This is a genomic window from Sphingomonas endophytica (genome assembly GCF_014199415.1).
Lineage (GTDB): Bacteria > Pseudomonadota > Alphaproteobacteria > Sphingomonadales > Sphingomonadaceae > Sphingomonas > Sphingomonas endophytica.
In genome coordinates this window covers 144,121-163,929 of sequence record NZ_JACIJN010000007.1, presented here as the reverse complement: position 1 = coordinate 163,929, position 19,809 = coordinate 144,121, and the positions used below count along the sequence as shown (strand labels likewise).

Sequence of the window (19,809 nt, the reverse complement as noted above, 5' to 3'; positions counted from 1 at the left end):
CCGCCCGTCACCCCTGCGCAGGCAGGGGCCCATGTCTGCCGATTGCTGGCGGGTGGACTGACCCATGCGCGTGCCGTCCTGTGTCAAAGTCGTCCCTACATTCCAAAAATATAGGCCCCTGCCTGCGCAGGGGCGACGTGGCGTGAACGCATGAGTCTCGCCCCGCGCCTCGATCTTCGCCAGTCGCAATCGCTGGTGATGACGCCGCAGCTTCAGCAGGCGATCAAGCTGCTGGCGCTGAGCAATCTCGAGATCGAAGGCGTGATCGCCGAGGAACTCGAACGCAATCCGCTGCTTGAAGCGACGCCCGGCGGCGACGATGCGCCGGAGGCGGTGCCGGTGGACGCGCCGACCCGCGACGAGCCGGCCGGCGCCGACGAACTCGTCGTCGCTGGCGAGGCAGCCGGCGAAGCGCTCGACGTCGACATCGCTGCCGAGCGCTTCGACGACTCGCCGTCCGATCACGCCGGCCTGTCGTCGAGCGCGGCGCCCGCCAGCGGTTCGGGAGAGGCACCCGACCTCGACGCCTTTGCCGATACCAGCGAAAGTCTCGCCGACATCTTGCTCGCGCAGGCCGGCGCGGCGTTCGGCGAGGCGGAGCTGTTCATCGCGCGCGCGCTGATCGACCAGATCGACGAGGCAGGCTATCTTCGCGCCGATGTCGCGGAAATCGCGCAGCGATTGGGGGTTCCGGTCGAGCGCGTCGCCGCGGTGCTGACGATGATCCAGCGCTTCGAGCCGACCGGGGTCGGTGCGCGCGACCTTGCCGAATGCCTCGCGATCCAGGCGCGCGAGGCCGACCGCTACGATCCGTGCATGGCGCGGCTGCTCGATCATCTCGACCTGCTCGCGCGCGGCGATCTGACGCGGCTCAAGCGGCTGTGTCAGGTCGACGACGAGGACATGGCGGACATGATCCGCGAGCTGCGCGCCTATGATCCCAAGCCCGGCTGCCGCTACGGTGGCGAGCCGCCCGCGCCGGTGATTCCCGATCTGTCCGTCACGCGCACCAAGGCCGGCTGGGCGATCGAGCTGAATGCCGCGACGCTGCCGCGCGTGCTGGTCAACAAGGGCTATTACAGCGAGCTGGCGGGCGGCAAGCAGGACAAGGCCGGCAAGGCGTGGCTCGCCGACAAGCTGGCCAGCGCCAATTGGCTGGTCAAGGCGCTCGATCAGCGGCAGCGGACGATCGTGCGCGTCGCGACCGAGATCGTGAAGCAGCAGGAAGCGTTCTTCCTGCGCGGGGTCGCGCATCTGCGTCCGCTGACGCTGCGCCAGATCGCCGAGGCGATCGATCTGCACGAATCGACCGTCAGCCGCGTCACCAGCAACAAATATCTGAGCTGCGCCCGCGGCGTGTTCGAGCTGAAATATTTCTTCACCTCGGCGATCGCCGCCGCCGATGGCGGTGATGCGGTGTCGGCGGAGGCGGTGAAGAGCGCGATTCGCGCGCTGATCGCGGGCGAAGGCGACACGATCCTGTCGGACGATACGCTGGTCGAACTGCTCAACGCCAAGGGCTTCGATATCGCGCGCCGGACGGTTGCCAAATATCGCGAGGCGATGGGGATCGGCAGCTCGGTGCAGCGCCGCCGCGCGCGCGCGCTGCAACGCGCCTGAGCTTCAACCCACCGGCATCGTCTTCGCGGCGGGCTGGCATTCGGCCATCGTCTGCTCCTCGCCCTCGTGCGGCGCGGCAGGCAGCTTGCTGCGCCGCCAGCCACCGTGACGATAGAAAGCGATCATCATCAGCATCGAGCCGATCGATCCGGCCGGGAAGCTCCACCAGATCGCGTCTGCACCCCAGGACGGTGCCAGCCCGGCGGCCATGCCGAGCCGCAGCGGGAACATCGCCAGCGCGAGGATCACCAGCGGCCCGATCACCGATCCATTGGCGCGCACCGTCGCCGACAGCACCATCGACACACCGAACAGCACGAAGCTCCACGCCGCGATCAGGTTGATCCGCACCGCGATATCGACCGCAGCGCTGTCCTGACCGAGGAACAGCCAAAGCACATGCCGGTCGAGCAGGGTGAGCAGCACGACCAGCCCGCCGGTCAGCGCCAGATTGGTGACGATCCCGACCCGTGTGATCCGGTCGACCCGCGACCACGCCCCCGCGCCGATGTTCTGCGCCGCCATCGCGCTGACCGCCGCGCCGACCGCCATGGCGGGCATCTGGATATAGGTCCACAGCTGGTTCGCCGCGCCATAAGCCGCGGTGGTCGCGGTGCCGTGGCGGTTGACCAGCCCGATCATCGCCAGTGCCGAGGTCGAGACGACCAGCATCTGCAACCCCATCGGCACGCCCTTGGCGACGATCGTCCGCAGCAGCGCCGGGTCGGGCAGGATGTAGCGCCACTCCGCACCGCGCAGCCGGATCGGCAGGTCGCGCCGGTAGATGTAGACGAGCAGCGCGATCAGCGAGACCGTATTGGCGATCAGCGTCGCGGTCGCCGATCCCTCGATCCCCAGCGCCGGCACCGGACCGAAGCCGCGGATCAGCAGCGGGTTGAGCGCGACGTCGATCGCCGAGCCGAGCGCCATGAACTTGAGCGGCGTGATCGAGTCACCTGTTCCGCGCAGCGCCATGGTCAGCAACACGGCGACGAACCCCGGCACCATCGCAACGAAGATGACGCGCAGATAGGCGAGCGCGAGCGGATAGACCTCGGCCGGGGTCGCCAGCACGCGCAGGATCGCGGGCGCGGCGAGCAGCCCGACGACGACGGTGACGATCGACAGGAGCGTGAACAGCCCGACCGACGTGCCGAGCACGCGGCGCACCGCGTCGAGGTCGCGGCGGCCCATGTTCTGCCCGATCAGGATCGTCGCGGCCATGCCGAAGCCGAACACCGCGGCGATCAGCAGGAACATGATGATATTGGCGTTGGTGGTCGCCGCCAGCGCGCGCTCGCCGAGAAACTGCCCGATCCAGATCGCATTGATCGAGCCGTTGAGCGATTGCAGAATGCTGGAGCCGAGCGTCGGCAGCGCGAACACCAGCAGCGTCCGCCCGATCGGACCGGTCGTCAAATCCTGTTGCGGTCCGCGCGCCATCGTCTTTCCCCTCGTCTCCTCGCCTTAGCGCGCGCGCTGTGGCGGCGACAGGGCGCGCAGGTCAGCGGCGCTCGCGGTCGGCCGCGTCGCGGTCGCGCAGCTCGGCCCCGGCGTTTTCGAGCGCTGCGCCGGTGCGATCGCGCGTCCGGTCACCGTGGCGGCGGACTTCATCCTCCAGCCGGTCGGAGGCTTCGGAGATGCGGTCCGCGGCGCGGTCGATCTGGTCCGCCGCCAGGCCGTCGACGCGGTTGGTGACATGGTCCGCAAGCCGATCGGTCAGCGAATCGACGCTCTGCACGACATTGTCGGAGGCGCGCTCGATATCGGAGGCGATCGCATTGCCGGTGCGCTCGGCATGATCCTCGGTGCGCTCCGAGCAGGCGGCAAGCGCCAGCATGGCGAGCGGAACGAGCAGGGCGAGCGGCTTCATCGTCTTTCTCCACAGCTTGGCACGGTCAATCGCCGGAGCCGCGGCTTTGTTGCGTCAGGCACCGCGCAGCGCGCGGCCGATCAGCGCGAAAAAGGCATGGCTGCTGGCGCTGCGCTCGACATCCCACTCCGGATGCCATTGCACCGCCAGCACCTCCGCGCCGTTGGGCCGCGCGGCGATCGCCTCGATCACGCCATCGTCGCTCGACCACGCCTCGACCGTCAGCCCGCCGCCGAGCCGCTCGACCGCCTGCTCGTGGACCGAATGAACCGAGAGCCGCTGCTCGCCGGTGACCGCCGCCAGCGCGCCATCGGCGGCGAGCTGTACGTCATGCCGGTGGTCGAACAGCGTCGCATAATCTTCATGCTCCCACCCGCCGCGCAGATGCCGCCCGCAGCAGCGCTCGGTCGACAAGGTGCCGCCGAACAGCACGTTGATCTCCTGCATGCCCCGGCAAATACCGAACACCGGCTTGCCCGCCGAGATCATCGCATCGGCCATCGCCAACGCGACATCGTCGCGCTCGCGGTCGAGCACGCCGCCGTCGTCGTCGCTGGCCGCCCCATAGCGGGTCGGCGCAACGTTCGAGCGCGATCCGGTCAGCAGGATGCCGTCGAGATAACCGCGCAACGTCGCGACGTCGCACAATTCGGTGATCGCCGGGACCAGCACCACGCACGCGTCCGACACGCGCGCGAGTGGCGCGACGAAGCGGCTCGCCACCACCTGCACCGGACGCTGCACGTTCTCATTGCAGCACAGCACGCCGATCACGGGCTTGCGCGCATCAGCCATCGTTGGCGCGCCAGTCGGTGGCGTTGTCGTGCGCGCGTGCCTCGGGCTGCACCACCACGCGACCGGCCGGCACGTCCTCCAGCAGCCAGACGTTGCCGCCGATCATCGCGCCCGCGCCGATCGTCACGCGCCCGAGGATCGTCGTTCCGGCGTAGATCACGACATCGTCCTCGACGATCGGATGCCGTGCGTAGCGCGTGCGGGGCCGGTCGGGGTCATCACCGCGCGGCGTCCGCGCGCCCAGCGTGACGTGCTGGTACAACCGCACGCGCGCGCCGATCACCGCGGTTTCGCCGATGACGACGCCGGTGCCGTGATCGATGAAGAACGACGCGCCGATCGTCGCACCCGGATGGATGTCGATCCCGGTCCGCTCGTTGGCGAGTTCGGAGATCAGCCGCGCGACGATCGGCGCACCGAGTTCGTAGAGCGGATGCGCGAGCCGGTGGTGGAGGCTGGCGATCGCGCCGGGGTAGCAGACGAGGATCTCGTCGGCGCTGCGCGCGGCGGGGTCGCCGAGGAACGCCGCCTCGACATCGCTGTCGATCAGCCGCCGGATCTCGCCGAGCCCGGCGAGGAACAGCCGCACGATCGTCGCCGGCTGGTCGCGGTCGAAGGTGCCGCTGCTCGCCTCGGCCTGCCAATAGCCCAGTTCCGCGGCGACCTCGCGCTCCAGCTCGGTCGCCGCGGCGAGCAGCTTGGCGGCGACGAAGCCGTCCTCCTCGGCGGGCGCGCCGCGGAACTGGCCGAGCCGGCGCGGGTAGAGCGCCGCGGCGAGCAGCTCGATCACCCGCTCCAGCGCGCCGCGCGACGGGAAGCTGGTGGTGTCGCGCCCGTCGTCATGACGTGCGCGCCACGCCCCGCGTGCCGCGCGCAAGGCAGCAACCGCTTCCGCCACCGGGACTGAACTGCGTTGATCGGTCATGCGCGCTCCTCGTTCGGCGCGCAGCATATCCCATCATTTTTCTGGGTGTTGAAAGAAGCAGGCCCGGTCCCCCCAAGCTGGGCTGCTCAGGACTCGTCGAACGGCCCGATCACCGTACCGACGAAACCGCCCGCGCGCGTGGTGCTGAGAAAGCGCCCATCGACCCCGTCACGCAGCGTCCGTCGTCGCCCGCCCACCGCATAGTCGAACCCCATCTTCCCGCCGTCCGCGCGCAGCGTCAGCGTGACCGGCTTCGCAGCGTCGATCGGCGCGCTGGCGACGAGGGTGTCGCCGTCCGCCCCGGCGCGCGTCCACAGCGCGATCACCGGCTTGCCCTGGACGCGCGTCACCCCGAACAGCAGCAGCGAGCGATCGTTCTGCACCGCCGCCAGCCCGGCGCGCGCGCCGTCCTTGCCGGGCTGGTAGCGCATCGTCACCGAGACGGTGGCGACATGATGCTGTTGCCGCCGCCCGACGAACGACGGCACGCCGTTCAGGTCGCCGAAGCGCGCGCCGGGCTGCAGTTCGAGCATCCCGCCCGCGACGCGGTGAAAGGGCCGTTTCGGCGTGCGGATGCCGATCCACTGCATCGCCAGCCGGGTGCCGGCAAAATTGTCCGAATAACCGAAATTGCCGCTGGTCGGCAGCGTCGGCTTCGCGCCCGCAGGCAGCTTCGGGCGCGGCGCGGTGAACGGGATCGGTACGCCGCGCGCGAGGATGTGCGGCCAGCCGTCCTGCCACGTCACCGGCAGCAGGAACGTCTCACGCCCGATATTGTAGAGCCCGTCGGCATAGGGACGCGTGGCGAGGAAGGTCGCCCACCAATCGCCGTTCTGCGTCTGCACCAGTTTAGCGTGCCCGGCCGAGGTGACGGGATGCGCACGGCCCGGCGGCAGGTCGCGCTGCGTCAGGATTGGGTTACCGGCATAGGGCACGAACGGCCCGCGCAGGCTGCGCGAGCGGAACACGACCTGCGAGTGGTTGTCGCTCGTCCCGCCCTCGGCGGCGGTGAGATAATACCAGCCCTGCTTGCGGAGCACATGCGGCCCTTCGATCCACACCGGCTTCTTCGCCAGATCGACCCCGCCGTTGATGAGCTGGGTGCTCTCGCCGACCATCTTGCCGGCACGCCAGTCATATTCCTGCACCCAGATCGCGCGGTGCCCGTCGTAGCGCGGCGGCTCGGCGGGCGCGCGATTATTGACGATGAACGCGCGGTCGCCCTCCCAATAGAGCGACGGGTCGATCCCCTCGAACGGCAACCAGATCGGCTGCGACCATGGGCCGGCCGGGTCCGTGGCGGTGATGACGAAATTGCCGCCACACTCGACGCAGGTGTTGGCAATGTAGAAGGTGCCGTTGTGGAACGAGATATCGGGCGCGAACACCGCCTGCGACACGCGCCGCCCGGTGTAGTCGAGCTGTTCGGGCCGGTCGATCGCGTTGCCGATCTGCGTCCAGTTCACGAGATCCTTTGACCGGAACACCGGCAGTCCCGGAAAATGCGCGAACGACGAATTGACGAGATAATAGTCGTCGCCGACGCGCGTCACCGATGGATCGGGATAATAGCCGGACAGGATCGGGTTGCGATAGAAGCCCGGCCTGACAGTGATGCGCTCCTGCGCCTTGCCGTCGTAGCGAAAGCGCTCGAATCGCGCGACCTGCGCCGTCGCCGTACCGGCAACCGCCACAACCCCGATCGCGACGCCGCACAGCAGCGCCCTTCCCTGGCCGATGATGCTCACGAACCTCTCCCTCGTTTTGCGGGCAAGGTAAACGGTAGCGCTATCATCGCAAGCGCGATCAGCGCTTTAGACGACCAGGACCAACGGTGTGTGGGGAAAAGCTGGATGCCCGACAAGGACTCGAACCTTGATTGACGGAGTCAGAGTCCGCTCTCTTACCATTAGAGGATCGGGCAACAGCGGGGGTGCGTCTATAAGCGTGCGATGGCGGTGTCAACGCCTAGCTTGCCCCATCTGGCGCGACTGTGTAGCTTCAGGGTCAAGCACCGGGGGATCGCATGGGTGGTCCCGGTCCGGCAGATGTAAGAAAGTTGACGGCAATGGTGGATTTTCCCGCCCAATTGCCGCGCCGGCAGGCCCCGAGCCCTGCCCGTTCGGCACGACCCCAGCCGCGCCATATGCGCGGCGCGGCGCGGCATTATGCCGCGCTCGATCTCGGCACCAACAATTGTCGCCTGCTGATCGCACGCCCGCAGGGCGACGGCTTCGCGGTGGTCGACGCCTTTTCGCGAATCGTCCGGCTCGGCGAGGGACTCGCGCATAGCGGCGCGCTGTCCGATGCCGCGATCGAGCGGACGATCGCGGCGCTGCGCGTCTGCGCCGACAAGTTGAAGCGGCGCAACGTCACGCTGGCGCGCTCGGTCGCGACCGAGGCGTGCCGCCGCGCGAGCAACGGCGCGCCGTTCATCGCGCGCGTGCTGGAGGAAACCGGCATCCATCTCGACATCATCTCCGCCGAGGAAGAGGCGCGGCTGGCGGTGCTCGGCTGCCATGCGTTGCTCGAACCCGGCAGCGGCCCGGCGCTGGTGTTCGACATCGGCGGCGGCTCGACCGAATTGGTGCTGGTCGATGCCGACACCACCGTGCCGCGCGTCCGCGACTGGCATAGCGCGCCATGGGGTGTGGTGTCGCTGACCGAGAGCGCCGGCGGCGGCAACACCGCCGAGGAGCGCGCGCGCGCCTACAAAAGGATGCGGACGCTGGTCGCGGAGAGCTTCGCGCCGTTCGCGGCACGATTGCCGCGGCCGGGCGGCGTGCCGCGGCTGCTCGGCACGTCCGGGACCGTCACGACGCTCGCCAGCGTGCATCTCGGACTCGAACGCTACGATCGTTCGCAGGTCGACGGACTGATCGCGCCCGCCGCGGCGATGCGCACGATCAGTCAGGAACTGGCCGGCATGTCGCTCGCCGAACGCGCCAAATTGCCGTGCATCGGGCGCGAGCGCGCCGATCTGGTCGTCGCGGGCTGTGCGGTCCTCGAAGGCATATTGGACCTGTGGCCCGCCGAGCGGCTGGGGGTCGCGGACCGCGGAATCCGCGAAGGCATCCTGCGCCGGCTGATGGAGACAGGGGCATGAGGGGGGCCGGAGTCGGGCGGCAGCGGGTCAAGACCGCCAAGCGCCGTACCGCGCAATCGACGCGCTGGCTGGAGCGGCAGCTCAACGATCCCTACGTCCGTCGCGCCAAGGCCGAGGGCTATCGCAGCCGCGCGGCCTATAAGTTGATCGAACTCGACGAGCGGTTCGGGTTGCTCAAGGGCGTGAAACGCGTCGTCGATCTCGGGATCGCGCCGGGCGGGTGGAGCCAGGTGGTGCGGCGCGTCTCGCCGGGCGCGGCGATCGTCGGGATCGACCTGTTGCCCGTCGATCCGATCGACGGCGTGACGATCTTCGAGATGGACTTCATGGACGATCACGCGCCGGGCAAGCTGATGGAGGCACTCGGCGGCGCGCCCGATCTGGTGATGTCGGACATGGCGGCGAACACCGTCGGCCATCCGCAGACCGATGCGCTGCGGACGATGGCGCTGGTCGAGACTGCGCTGGCGTTCGCGATCGACGTGCTGCGGCCGGGCGGCACGTTCGTGTCGAAGGTGTTCGCGGGCGGGGCTGATTCGTCGTTGGTGGCGGAGATGAAGCGCAACTTCACGACGGTGAAGCACGCCAAGCCGCCGGCGAGCCGCAAGGGCTCTGTCGAGTGGTTCGTGGTCGCGCAGGGCTTCAAGGGGCGGGTTGCGGCGAGCGAGGAGTAGCGCCGGTCGCTCACCCCGGCGAAGGCCGGGGTCCAGTGGCGGGCGCTGCATTGAAGTACGGCAACGTCCCCAACTGGCCCCCGTCCTTCGCCGGGGTCACGGGTATGTGACGGGGTGAACTTGCCCCTCCATCGTCATTGCGAGCATAGCGACGCAATCAAGGGCCGGATCAGGACGCCCTGGATTGCTTCGCTCCGCTTGCAATGACGGGCGGTCACGCCTTCTTCGCCGCGATATACGCGTCGACCTGCTCCTCGAGCACGTCGAGCGGCAGCGCGCCCTGCCCCAGTACCGCCTCGTGGAAGCTGCGGATGTCGAACTTCGGACCCAGCTCGCGCTCGGCCTTGGCGCGCAGCTCGGCGATCTTGAGCTGGCCGACCATGTAGCTGGTCGCCTGCCCCGGCCAGTTGAAATAGCGATCGACCTCGCGCGCGATGTCGGTGTCGCTGACCGAGCTGTTCGCGCGGAAGTACGCCACCGCCTGTTCGCGGGTCCAGCGCTTGGAATGCACGCCGGTGTCGACCACCAGCCGGATCGCGCGCCACACCTGGTTCGAGAGCATCCCGAACTCGGCATAGGGGTCCTTGTACGCCCCCATCTCCTTGGCGAGCCGCTCGCTGTACAGCCCCCAGCCCTCGACATAGGCGCCGTAGCCACCGAACGCCCGGAACTTGGGCAGACCTTCCAGCTCCATCGCGCGCGCGATCTGGAAATGGTGCCCCGGCGCGGCCTCGTGGGCGGCGATCGCGTCGAGCTGTATCTTCTGCGTCTGGTTCATGTCGACGAGGTTGACGTAGAAGATCCCCGGCCGCGAGCCGTCCGGCGCGGGACGGTTGTAGAAGGCGGTCGAGGCGGTGCCCTCGCGCCATTTCTCGACCGCGCGCACCTCCAGCTTCGCCTTGGGCAGTCGCTCGAACCATTGCGGGGCGGCGGTCATCATCTGCGCGACGAAGCTGCGCGCGTCGCCCAGATACGCCTCGCGTCCCGCCTCGGTGTTGGGATATTTGAAGCGCGGATCGGTGCGCACCACCTCGAAGAATTGTTCGAGCGTGCCGTTGAAGCCGACGCGCGTCTTTACCGCCTCCATCTCCTTGCGGATCGCGGCGACCTGCCGCAGCCCGAGGTCGTGGATCTGGTCGGCGGTCAGGTTGGTGGTCGTCGAATCGCGCAGCCGGACCGCATAATAGGCCGCGCCCTGCGGCAGCTTCCATGCGCCCCAATTGCCGGTCGACTGCGATTCGAGCGCGTCGAGCGTCGTGAACATCAGCTCGTAGCCGCGCTTCATCGGCCCGGTCATCGCCGCCGCCGCCGCCGCGAGCAGCCGCTGCTTGTCCGCATCGGACGCCTTGAGCGCGGTCACCTTTTTGCGAAAATCGGCCATCAGCGCCGAATCCGCCCCGGCAGTGAACGGGGCGCCGGTCAGCACCTTGCGGGCGTCGGCCCGCACCGGCGCATAGGTCATCTTGAGGGGGACGATCCCCATCTTCGCCTGCTCGCGCATCAACGCGGCGGTTTCGCGCATCACCCGCTCCGAATCGCGGATGCGGGCGACATAGGCGTCGGCGTCGGCGACGGTGTCGACGCGGTGGTTGTTGATGAGGAATGCCGGTACCTCGCCCATGGGGCTGCCGTTGGTCGACACCGGATAACGCCACTTGCGGAAGCGGAAGCTGTCGCGCGCGCGCTCGACCTGATCCTCGAACAGACGGTAGCTCAGCTTGCCGGCCGACCCCAGCCTGGCGGGCGAGAAGCTGGCGCGCATCTCGCGCAACTGCCGCTCGGAGAGGTCACGTTCGCGGATCGCGGCGGCGTCGGTATTGTCGTCGAGCTTGTCGTAATTGGTCTTGAGCCCGAGGCTGGTCTGCGCCTCCGGGCTGAGCGCGACGCGGGCATCGAAGGCACGGTCGAGGAAAGCGGTCAGCCGCGCATCCTCCGCCGCAGTCGAAGTGGCGGGCGCCTGCGCAGCGATCGCGGCGGGGGCGGCGAGCGCGAGAAGCAGCGCGCGCATCAGTTCGGCCCCTGCCCGGTCGCGGCGGCGGTCGTCGGCGGGACCGGTGGCGCGTCGGATCGCGCCACCGCCAGCGCGCGGTCATACCATGCCGAAAGATCGCGCTTCATCGCCACGAGCGCATCGGGATTGAGATAGGTCATGTGCCCCGCCGGATAGTAAGTGAAGGAGAGATTCCGCTGCTGCGCCGGCTCGAGCATCATGTGCCCGAGGTCGTTTTCGGTGCCGAAGAACGGCGTCGCCATGTCGTACCAGCCGTTCATCGACAGCACCTGCAGATAGGGATTGCCGCGCATCGCCGCCGCCAGATCGACCGCGGTGTTGGGGTTGTTCTGCTGCCCGCCCCCGCGCAGCGGCGAGTCGTGCTTCCAGTTCCACGTCCACCCCTTCGCGTCGCGCGCCGACAGCCGGTACGGCATGTCGGTCTTGTAGCCGAGCGTGTGGGTCGCATAATCGTTGAACGTGGCGATGAACGCGCCCGAGATCGCGTCGGAGGACACGTCGCTTTCGGGGCGCTCGCCCGCCGCGTCGCTGTCGACCCCGACATAGCGCGAGTCGAAGCGGCCGACCGTCTGGCGCGAGCCGCGCAGCAGCTCCTTCTGGAAGCGCGGCAGATCGACGCGCAGGTTGCTGCGGATCAGGAAGTCGGGCGACAGGCCGGTCAGCTCGCTCATGCGCCGGGCAACACTGTCGCGTTCGGCGGGGGTGATGTTCTGTCCCTTGGCGAGTGCCGACATATACGGGCCGACCGCGAAGTCGCGCGCCTGCTGCACCACCGTCGCGACGTCCGCCGGGCGATTGGGAAGCCGGTTGTGGTACCAGGCGGTCGCGGCGTAGCTCGGCAGATAATTGAGATAGACCTGATCGAGCCCCGGCTGGCGATAGCCGTAGTTCATGATCGAGCTGAGCAGCACCACGCCGTTGAGCGCCATGCCGCGGTCCTGAAGCTGATAGGCGAGTGCGCCGGAGCGCAACGTGCCGTAGCTCTCGCCGAAGATGAACTTCGGCGAATTCCATCGACCGTATTTGGTCGAATAGCGCAGGATCGCCTTGGCGAAGGCATCGGCATCCTCGTCGGTGCCGTAGAAGTCCGCCGGCTTGGCATCGCCGAGCGGGCGCGAATAGCCCGCGCCGATCGCGTCGAGGAACACCATGTCGGTCTTGTCGAGCAACGTGTAGGGATTCGGGCCGAAATCATAGGGCGCGGGGCGGATGAACTCGGGGCTGCCGGTCTGGAGCCGCACCGGCGCGAACGAGCCCATGTGCAGCCAGAAGGTCGGGCTGCCCGGCCCGCCGTTGTAGAAATAGGTGATCGGCCGCTTCGTGCCCGGCTTGGTGCCGTCGAGCGTATAGGCGGTGTAGAACATCGATGCGGTCGGCTTGCCCTCGATGTCGCGGATCGTCAGCGTGCCCGCCGTGGCGGTATAGCCGAGCCGCTTTCCCGCGACCGTCACCGCGCCCTTTGAGCGCTCCTCGCGTTCCTCGACCGGGGCGTTGGCGGTGGCGGCGTCGGCCTCCTCCTTCTGCATCTCGGCGTTGCTCTTGGCCGGCCGCTTGTCCTTGTCCTGCGCCAGCGCCGGCATCGTCGCGGCGGCGAGCAGGAGGGCGGCGTATCCGAAGCGCATCAGGCGATCCCCTTATAGGTCAGGGATGCTGGTGTAATCGTCGCAATGGAAACGATGCAAGCGGTTGTCGTGTCTTGCCTATGCGTCATTCCCGCGGAGGCGGGAATCCAGACGCGCAGGTCTTCGCAAGGCTCGCGACGTCAGAGGTTCTGGATTCCCGCCTGCGCGGGAATGACGGATGTGGGGCTAGTCGTCCTCATCCTCGAACCCGACCAGCGCGAGCGCGCGCGCCTTGATCTGCCGGGTCATGCACCAATGGACCAGCGCCTCCTCGCGCCCATGCGTCACCCACACCTCGCGCGGCGAGATCTCGCTCAGCGTCTCGGTGAGTTCGTCCCAGTCGGCATGGTCGGACAGGATCAGCGGCAACTCGACGTTCTTCTGCCGCGCGCGTTGCCGCACCCGCATCCAGCCGCTCGCCATCGCGGTGATCGGATCGGGCAGCCGCCGCGACCAGCGGTCGTTGAGCGCCGAGGGCGGGCACATCACGATATGCCCCGCCATCTCCGCCTTCGCGACGCCGGTCGCCGGGCGCAGCTCGCCAAGCGGGACGCCATGCGCCGCATACAGGTCGCACAGCCGCTGGAGCGCACCATGAATATAGATCGGCGCGGTGTGCCCCCGGACGCGCAGCTCGGCGATCACGCGCTGTGCCTTGCCGAGCGCATAGGCGCCGACGACGATGCAGCGCTCGGGATTGGCGTGGAGCCGCGCGATCAACTTGTCGATCTCGTCGCCGGTGTCGGGATGGCGGAACACCGGCAGGCCGAAGGTCGCCTCGGTAATGAACACGTCGCATTTGACCGGCTCGAACGGGATGCAGGTCGGGTCGGCGCGGCGCTTGTAATCGCCCGACGCCACCACGCGCTCGCCACGATGATCGAGCACGATCTGCGCCGAGCCGAGCACATGCCCGGCGGGGACGAAGCCGATTTCGACGTCGCCGAGCCGGATGCTCTCGCCATAGGCGACCGGGCGACCGACCTGCTCGCCATAGCGCGCGTCCATGATCGCGAGCGTTTCGGGGGTCGCCCACACCTCGCCATGCCCGCCGCGCGCATGATCGGCGTGGCCGTGGGTGACGAGCGCGCGCGCGACCGGGATCGACGGGTCGACCCACGCATCGGCGGGGCGCACGTACAGCCCGTGCGGGTGCGGTTCGAGCCAGTCGCCGAGCGTTGCCATGCCGCACCAACCGCGCGCGCGGATCGAAGTTCATCGACGCGTCGTTGACCACCCGAGATACGGGAGAGAGCCGATGGCAGGCGACGGTTGGTGGAGCTTCGTGGTGATCGTCGGGCCGATCATCCTGGTGGCGGCATTGTTGTTCGCGATGCTGCGCAATCGCAAGCGTTCGCCGCGTGAAGAAGCGCGGACCGAGCAGGCGACGCGCGAACTGTACAAGCAGCAATCGGCCGAGGATCGCACGCGGACGCCGTGAGCTGTCCGTCATTGCCCCGTCTCTCGTCATTTCCGCGAAGGCGGGAATCCAGACGCGCAGGTCGCAGTGAAAGCTACCAACGTCAGAGGTTCTGGATTCCCGCCTTCGCGGGAATGACGAAGGCGGCAGGGCATGCAGTTGCCTCCTCCACCCCAACACCTACATCACTGACATGCCCGCCCGGACGCCCGATTGACCGCCCTCCCCGCTGTCCTCACCGACTGGTTCGCGCGGCGTGGCTGGCAGCCGCGCCGGCATCAATTGGCGATGCTGGATGAGGCGCGCGCCGGGCATCACGCGCTGCTGATCGCCGCCACCGGCGCGGGCAAGACGCTCGCCGGGTTCCTCCCGACATTGGCCGAACTCATCGACGCACCCGTCGACGGGCTGCACACGCTCTACGTCTCGCCGCTCAAGGCGCTGGCGGTCGATATCCAGCGCAACCTGCTCGCGCCGATCGAGGAAATGGGGCTCGACCTGCGCGTCGAGACCCGCACCGGCGACACGCCATCCGATCGCAAGGCCCGGCAGCGCGTCAAGCCGCCGCAGATCCTGCTGACCACCCCCGAGTCGCTGTCGCTGCTGCTTAGCTATCCCGACAGTTTCACGATGTTTGCCGGGCTGCGGACGATCGTCGTCGACGAAGTTCACGCCTTCGCCACCGGCAAGCGCGGCGACCTGCTCAACCTGTGCATGGCGCGCCTTCAGACGATCGCGCCCGCGCTGCGCCGCGTCGCGCTGTCGGCGACCGTCGCCGACCCCGACGGCTATCGCGCATGGCTCGCACCCGATGGCGACATCGATCGCGTCGCGCTGGTGCACGGCGACGCCGGGGTGGACCCGGACATCGCAATCCTGCTGCCCGAAGGCCGCGTGCCGTGGGCGGGCCATTCGGGGCGCTATGCCGCCGAGCAGGTCATGGCCGAGATCGAGACCCACAAGACCTCGATCGTCTTCTGCAACACCCGGAGCCTTGCCGAGCTGATCTTCCAGGATCTGTGGAAGGCCAATGCGATGCAGCTGCCGATCGGTATCCACCACGGCAGCCTCGAAAAAGAAGCGCGCCGCAAGGTGGAGAGCGCGATGGCGGACGGGCGGCTCCGCGCCTTGGTGGCGACTGCCAGCCTCGACCTCGGCGTCGACTGGGGCGATGTCGATTGCGTGATCCAGATGGGCGCGCCCAAAGGCTCGTCGCGGCTGCTCCAGCGGATCGGCCGCTCGAACCACCGGCTCGATCAGGCGAGCGAGGCGATCCTCGTTCCCGGCAACCGCTTCGAATATCTGGAGGCGCGCGCCGCGCTCGACGCGGTCGAGGCGGGCGAGCTGGACAGCGACGTGTTCCGGATGGGGGCGCTGGACGTGCTCGCGCAGCATGTCATGGCGTGCGCTTGCGCCGCGCCGTTCGAGCAGGCGGCGATGCTGGACGAGGTGCGCTCCGCCCTCCCCTATTCGGCGCTGACCGACGAATTGTTCGACCGCGTGCTCGGCTTCATCCGCGACGGCGGCTACTCCCTGCGCGCCTATGACCGGTTCAAGCGGCTGACGCAGGATGCCGACGGCCGCTGGCGGGTGAGTCATCCGAAGTTCGTCGCGCAGCATCGGCTCAACGCCGGGATCATCGTCGAGGCGACGATGCTCAAGGTGCGATTCCGCAACGGGCGCGCGCTTGGCAAGGTCGAGGAGGGGTTTGCCGCGACGCTGAGCCATGGTGACACCTTCTTCTTCGCCGGGCTGAGCCTCGAGGTCGAGAAGATCGACACCGAGGACCTGATCGTCCGCGCCACCAGCCGCCCGGCGCGCATCCCGACCTATGGCGGCAGCCGGATGCCGCTGTCGACCAACCTCGCCAATCGCGTCCGGCGCTTCCTCGACACGCCCGCCGAATGGCACCGCTTCCCCGACGACGTGCGCGAATGGCTGGAGATCCAGCAGCGCCGCTCGACGTTGCCACACCCCGAGCAATTGCTGGTCGAGACCTTCCCGCGCGAAGGGCGGCACTACATGATCGCCTACAGCTTCGAGGGCTGGAACGCGCACCAGTCGCTGGGGATGCTGGTGACGAAGCGGATGGAGACGTTGGGGCTCAAGCCGCTCGGCTTCGTCGCCAATGATTATGCGATTGCCTGTTACGGGCTGGAGAAGGTCACCGATCCCGCCGCGCTGTTCAGCGCCGACATCCTCGAACATGAGTTCGTCGAATGGGTCGAACGCTCGCACCTGCTCAAGCGCGCGTTCCGCGAGGTGGCGGTGATCGGCGGGCTGGTCGAGCGCCAGCATCCCGGCAAGCGCAAGACCGGGCGGCAGGTGACCTTTTCGACCGACCTGATCTACGACGTACTGCGCCAGTATGAGCCGGGGCATGTGCTGCTGGAGGCCGCCTGGGCCGATGCGCGGGCGCGGATGACCGACGTCGGGCGGCTCGCCGATCTGCTCGACCGCGCCGCCGACACGATGGTGCATGTCGACCTGCCGCGCGTCACCCCGCTCGCAGTGCCGGTGCTGACGCTGATCGGGCGCGAGAAGGTCGCGACCGGCAGTGCCGACGACGCGCTGCTGATCGAGGCCGAGGCGCTGGCGGCGGAGGCGATGCGCGTGGATTGATCGCGCGCTGCGCGAGGCGTAGCGTGAGCTATGGAGAGGATCTTCGCGCTGCTGCTGGCCTGCGCCGCACTGCCCGCGACCGCGCAGGACACGCCCCCGCCGGTGCCGCCCATTGCACCGGTCGGCGATGATCTTGCCTTTCTCAATCAGGAAGATCGGATGACCGTGCCGGTGCGGATCGACGCCGCCGGTCCATATCCGTTCATCGTCGACTCGGGGGCGCAGCGCAGCGTCATCTCGCGCCAGCTCGCGACTCGGCTCGCGCTGCCCGCCGGCCCGACGGTGCGGATGACGACGATCACCGGCACCAGCACGGTGGCGACGGTCGTTATCCCGTCGCTGTCGGTCAGCACGCTGGGGGCGCGGCGCGTCGAGGCACCGGCGCTCGACGCGCAGGACATGGGCGCGCTCGGGATCCTCGGGATCGACGCGATGCAGGACCATGCGCTGACGATCGACTTCGACCAGCAGCGGATGACCGTCGCGCCTGCCATCGGCGTAAAGCCGCCCCGCCCGGAGCCGGGCGAGATCGTGGTCCGCGCCAAAAGCCTGTTCGGCCAGTTGGTCGTCACCAATGCCACGGTCGCGGGGCGGCGGGTGCGCGTGGTGCTGGATACCGGGACGAGCGTCAGCATCGGCAATCTGGCGTTGCGGCGCTTGCTGGCGCGGCGCGGCGCCGGCACGCCGATCGTGTTCACCAGCGTCACCGGCGACAGCATCACCACCGATTATGCCGCGGTGCCGATGCTGACGCTGGGAAGCGCCACGATCCGTTCGCTGCCGGTCGGCTTCGCCGACGCGCGGCCGTTCGCCGCGTTCGGGCTTGAAGGGAAGCCGGCGTTGCTGCTCGGGATGGATGTGCTGCGGCTGTTCCGGCGCGTGCATATCGACTTTGCGCGGCGTGAATTACGGCTGCTGCTGCCCCGCGACACAGGGCGTGCCCGCGTGTTGTGACATATTGCGCCCCTGACGCTTCGCTGCGACGATTGCGGCAACGACGAAGGGGTATGTGGATGCGTAACGTAGCGATCGCGGCCGGCCTAGTGGCGATGCTGGCGACGAACGCCCAGGCGCAGACCCGCCCCGACCAGAAAGCGTTCTTCACGCTCTACAAGGAGCTGGTCGAAACCAACACCGTCGTAAACGTCGGCAGCTGCACACAGGCGGCGGCGCAGATCGGCGCGCGGTTGCAGGCAGCGGGTTTCGCCGATGCCGATATCACCCGCTTTGCGGTGCCCGAGCATCCGAACGACGGCGGCATCGTCGCGGTGCTGAAGGGTAGCGACCCCGCCGCCAAGCCGATCCTGCTGCTCGGCCATCTCGACGTCGTCGCCGCCAAGCGCGAGGATTGGCAGCGCGATCCGTTCAAGCTGGTCGAGGAAGGCGGCTTTTATTACGCGCGCGGCGCGGTCGACGACAAGGCGATGGCGGCGATCTGGGCCGATGCGATGATCCGCTTCCGCCAGCAGGGCTATCGTCCGAAGCGGACGATCAAGCTCGCGCTGACCTGCGGCGAGGAGACGACCTTCGCGTTCAACGGCGCGCAATGGCTGGCGCAGAACCGCCCCGAGCTGATCGCCGCCGAGTTCGCGCTCAACGAAGGCGGCGGCGGGCGGCTCGATGGCGCGGGCAAGCGCCAGCTGCTGGCGGTGCAGGTCGGCGAGAAGGCGGCGCAGAATTATACGTTCGTCACCACCAACCCCGGCGGGCACAGCTCCGCACCGACCCCGGACAATGCGATCTACGAACTGGCCGATGCGATCAAGGCGGTGCAGGGCTATGACTTCCCGGTCCGCTTCACCGACACCACCCGCGCCTATTTCACTGCCACGGCGGCCCGTGCCGACAGCGAACAGGCAGCTGCAATCCGCCGGCTGCTCACCGACCCGACCGATACGGCCGCCGATGCGATCGTCAGTCGCGACAAGGTGCTCCATTCGACGCTGCGCACGACCTGCGTCGCGACCCTGCTCGGCGCAGGCCATGCCGAGAACGCGCTGCCGCAGCGTGCCACGGCGAACGTCAACTGCCGGATCTTTCCCGGCGAGACGGTCGACGGCACGCTTGCGACGTTGAAGCGGCTCGCCGGGGAGAAAGTGACGGTCACCGCCAACCAGCCGGTACGCCCGACCGCGATCCCGCCGACGCTCGATCCCAAGGTGATCGACCCGATGAAGCGGGTCGCGGCCAAGCATTTCCCCGGCCTGTCGTTACTGCCGATGATGTCGACCGGGGCCACCGATGGCGTGTTCCTCGAGGCGATCGGCATTCCGGTCTATGGCGTGCCGGGTACGTTCGTCGATCCGCGGACCAGTGGGGTTCATGGCCTCGATGAACGGATCCGCGTCGATTCACTCTACGATGCACGCGACTATATGTTCGATCTGGTGAAGGTCTATGCCGGCTAAGCGGTTGATCGGTATCGCCGGTTAAGGCATGGCCGGCGGCATGGTTCCTGTTCCGTTCGCCGAACTCCGCTTTGGCGGACATATCTGGCAGGCGTTGCCCGAAGGGGCGCTATTCTGGCCGGCACGGCGCGCGTTGCTCGTTGCCGACCTGCACCTCGAAAAGGCGAGCTGGTATGCGCGCGGCGGTCAGATGCTCCCGCCCTACGACTCGCTGGCGACGCTGACCGCATTGTCCGACACCGTCATGGCAACGGGCGCCGAGGAGGTCTGGTGCCTCGGAGACAGTTTCCATGACATTGCCGGCTGCGAGCGTTTACCCGAATCGGCGCGTGCGATGCTGTCGAACCTGACCGCCACCACGCGCTGGACGTGGATCACCGGCAATCACGACCGCGTCTTTGTCGATCGCTGCGGGGGCGCTGTGCGTGACGAGGCGTTGGTCGAAGGCGTGATGCTGCGCCATGAGGCTGTTCCACGTGAAACATTTCCCGAATTATCCGGTCACTTTCATCCAAAGCTGCGCGTGAAGGTTCGGGGAAAGCTGGTAGCGCGCCGGTGCTTCGTGGCCACTGCGACAAAGCTGATCTTCCCGGCATTCGGCGCGCTGGCCGGCGGGCTTGACGTGACGCATCCGGAAATCATGCGCGCGACCGGCGGCGGTGCGGAAGCGCTGGTTGCGCTCCGCGATCGCTTGCTGCGCTTCCCTGTCGCTGCGTGACCTCAGCCGACGCGG

16 protein-coding genes and 1 tRNA gene are annotated in these 19,809 nt (G+C 68.1%); 8 read left to right on the top strand and 9 right to left on the bottom strand.

Translation table 11 applies throughout. The features are described from left to right. Positions 1-150 precede the first annotated feature (150 nt). Positions 151-1,620: an RNA polymerase factor sigma-54 gene (gene rpoN, locus FHS97_RS11935; protein WP_184037798.1), complete on the top strand. Its 1,470-nt coding sequence runs from the start codon at positions 151-153 to the stop codon at positions 1,618-1,620. Between the two features lie 3 nt (positions 1,621-1,623). Here rpoN and FHS97_RS11930 read toward each other — a convergent pair whose 3' ends face one another. The 6 genes from FHS97_RS11930 to FHS97_RS11905 all read right to left on the bottom strand — a co-directional run bounded on the left by FHS97_RS11930 (position 1,624) and on the right by FHS97_RS11905 (position 7,137). Then, positions 1,624-3,063, bottom strand: a complete 1,440-nt coding sequence (locus tag FHS97_RS11930) for an MATE family efflux transporter (RefSeq protein WP_184037795.1) — start codon at positions 3,061-3,063, stop codon at positions 1,624-1,626. A 61-nt stretch (positions 3,064-3,124) separates the two neighbouring features. After that, positions 3,125-3,493: a hypothetical protein gene (locus tag FHS97_RS11925; RefSeq protein ID WP_184037792.1), complete on the bottom strand. Its 369-nt coding sequence runs from the start codon at positions 3,491-3,493 to the stop codon at positions 3,125-3,127. Between the two features lie 54 nt (positions 3,494-3,547). Then, the gene (locus tag FHS97_RS11920; RefSeq protein WP_184037789.1) at positions 3,548-4,288 is read right to left on the bottom strand and encodes a gamma-glutamyl-gamma-aminobutyrate hydrolase family protein; all 741 of its coding nucleotides are present in this window, start codon (positions 4,286-4,288) and stop codon (positions 3,548-3,550) included. Continuing rightward, the gene (gene epsC, locus FHS97_RS11915; RefSeq protein WP_184037787.1) at positions 4,281-5,213 is read right to left on the bottom strand and encodes a serine O-acetyltransferase EpsC; all 933 of its coding nucleotides are present in this window, start codon (positions 5,211-5,213) and stop codon (positions 4,281-4,283) included. The genes FHS97_RS11920 and epsC overlap by 8 nt, the downstream gene beginning before the upstream one ends. Positions 5,214-5,299: 86 nt before the next feature. Next, entirely contained in the window at positions 5,300-6,961 is a 1,662-nt protein-coding gene (locus tag FHS97_RS11910; protein WP_343053438.1) for a glycoside hydrolase family 43 protein, read from the bottom strand. A gap of 102 nt (positions 6,962-7,063) precedes the next feature. After that, positions 7,064-7,137 (bottom strand) — tRNA-Gln (locus FHS97_RS11905). A 144-nt stretch (positions 7,138-7,281) separates the two neighbouring features. Here FHS97_RS11905 and FHS97_RS11900 point away from each other — a divergent pair. Both FHS97_RS11900 and FHS97_RS11895 read left to right on the top strand, forming a co-directional pair. Next, positions 7,282-8,319 carry a Ppx/GppA phosphatase family protein gene (locus FHS97_RS11900; protein WP_184037784.1) on the top strand — a complete coding sequence of 346 codons (1,038 nt, stop codon included), beginning with the start codon at positions 7,282-7,284 and terminating at the stop codon, positions 8,317-8,319. Further along, positions 8,316-8,993: an RlmE family RNA methyltransferase gene (locus FHS97_RS11895; protein ID WP_184037781.1), complete on the top strand. Its 678-nt coding sequence runs from the start codon at positions 8,316-8,318 to the stop codon at positions 8,991-8,993. The genes FHS97_RS11900 and FHS97_RS11895 overlap by 4 nt, the downstream gene beginning before the upstream one ends. Before the next feature lie 214 nt (positions 8,994-9,207). Here the strand turns inward: FHS97_RS11895 and FHS97_RS11890 are convergent, their stop codons facing one another. The 3 genes from FHS97_RS11890 to FHS97_RS11880 form a co-directional block, all read right to left on the bottom strand. After that, a complete protein-coding gene (locus FHS97_RS11890; protein ID WP_184037778.1) occupies positions 9,208-11,001 on the bottom strand; it encodes a DUF885 domain-containing protein in 1,794 nt (597 codons plus the stop codon). After that, positions 11,001-12,626 (bottom strand): S10 family peptidase, encoded by a 1,626-nt coding sequence (locus FHS97_RS11885; protein ID WP_184037775.1) that lies wholly within the window; start codon positions 12,624-12,626, stop codon positions 11,001-11,003. The genes FHS97_RS11890 and FHS97_RS11885 overlap by 1 nt, the downstream gene beginning before the upstream one ends. 186 nt (positions 12,627-12,812) lie before the next feature. Next, positions 12,813-13,811: a ligase-associated DNA damage response exonuclease gene (locus FHS97_RS11880; protein ID WP_184037771.1), complete on the bottom strand. Its 999-nt coding sequence runs from the start codon at positions 13,809-13,811 to the stop codon at positions 12,813-12,815. Between the two features lie 73 nt (positions 13,812-13,884). Here FHS97_RS11880 and FHS97_RS11875 point away from each other — a divergent pair, with 73 nt between their 5' ends. The 5 genes from FHS97_RS11875 (at position 13,885) to pdeM (ending at position 19,794) form a co-directional block, all read left to right on the top strand. Then, on the top strand, positions 13,885-14,067 hold the full coding sequence (locus FHS97_RS11875) for a hypothetical protein (protein ID WP_184037768.1): 183 nt from the start codon (positions 13,885-13,887) through the stop codon (positions 14,065-14,067). A gap of 192 nt (positions 14,068-14,259) precedes the next feature. Beyond that, a complete protein-coding gene (locus tag FHS97_RS11870; protein ID WP_184037765.1) occupies positions 14,260-16,668 on the top strand; it encodes a ligase-associated DNA damage response DEXH box helicase in 2,409 nt (802 codons plus the stop codon). Between the two features lie 30 nt (positions 16,669-16,698). After that, positions 16,699-17,622 carry an aspartyl protease family protein gene (locus tag FHS97_RS11865; RefSeq protein WP_184037761.1) on the top strand — a complete coding sequence of 308 codons (924 nt, stop codon included), beginning with the start codon at positions 16,699-16,701 and terminating at the stop codon, positions 17,620-17,622. 53 nt (positions 17,623-17,675) lie between these two features. Continuing rightward, positions 17,676-19,076: a M20/M25/M40 family metallo-hydrolase gene (locus FHS97_RS11860; protein ID WP_425506311.1), complete on the top strand. Its 1,401-nt coding sequence runs from the start codon at positions 17,676-17,678 to the stop codon at positions 19,074-19,076. Positions 19,077-19,116: 40 nt separating this feature from the next. Further along, positions 19,117-19,794: a ligase-associated DNA damage response endonuclease PdeM gene (gene pdeM / locus FHS97_RS11855; protein WP_184038000.1), complete on the top strand. Its 678-nt coding sequence runs from the start codon at positions 19,117-19,119 to the stop codon at positions 19,792-19,794. The last annotated feature ends 15 nt before the right edge of the window (positions 19,795-19,809 follow it).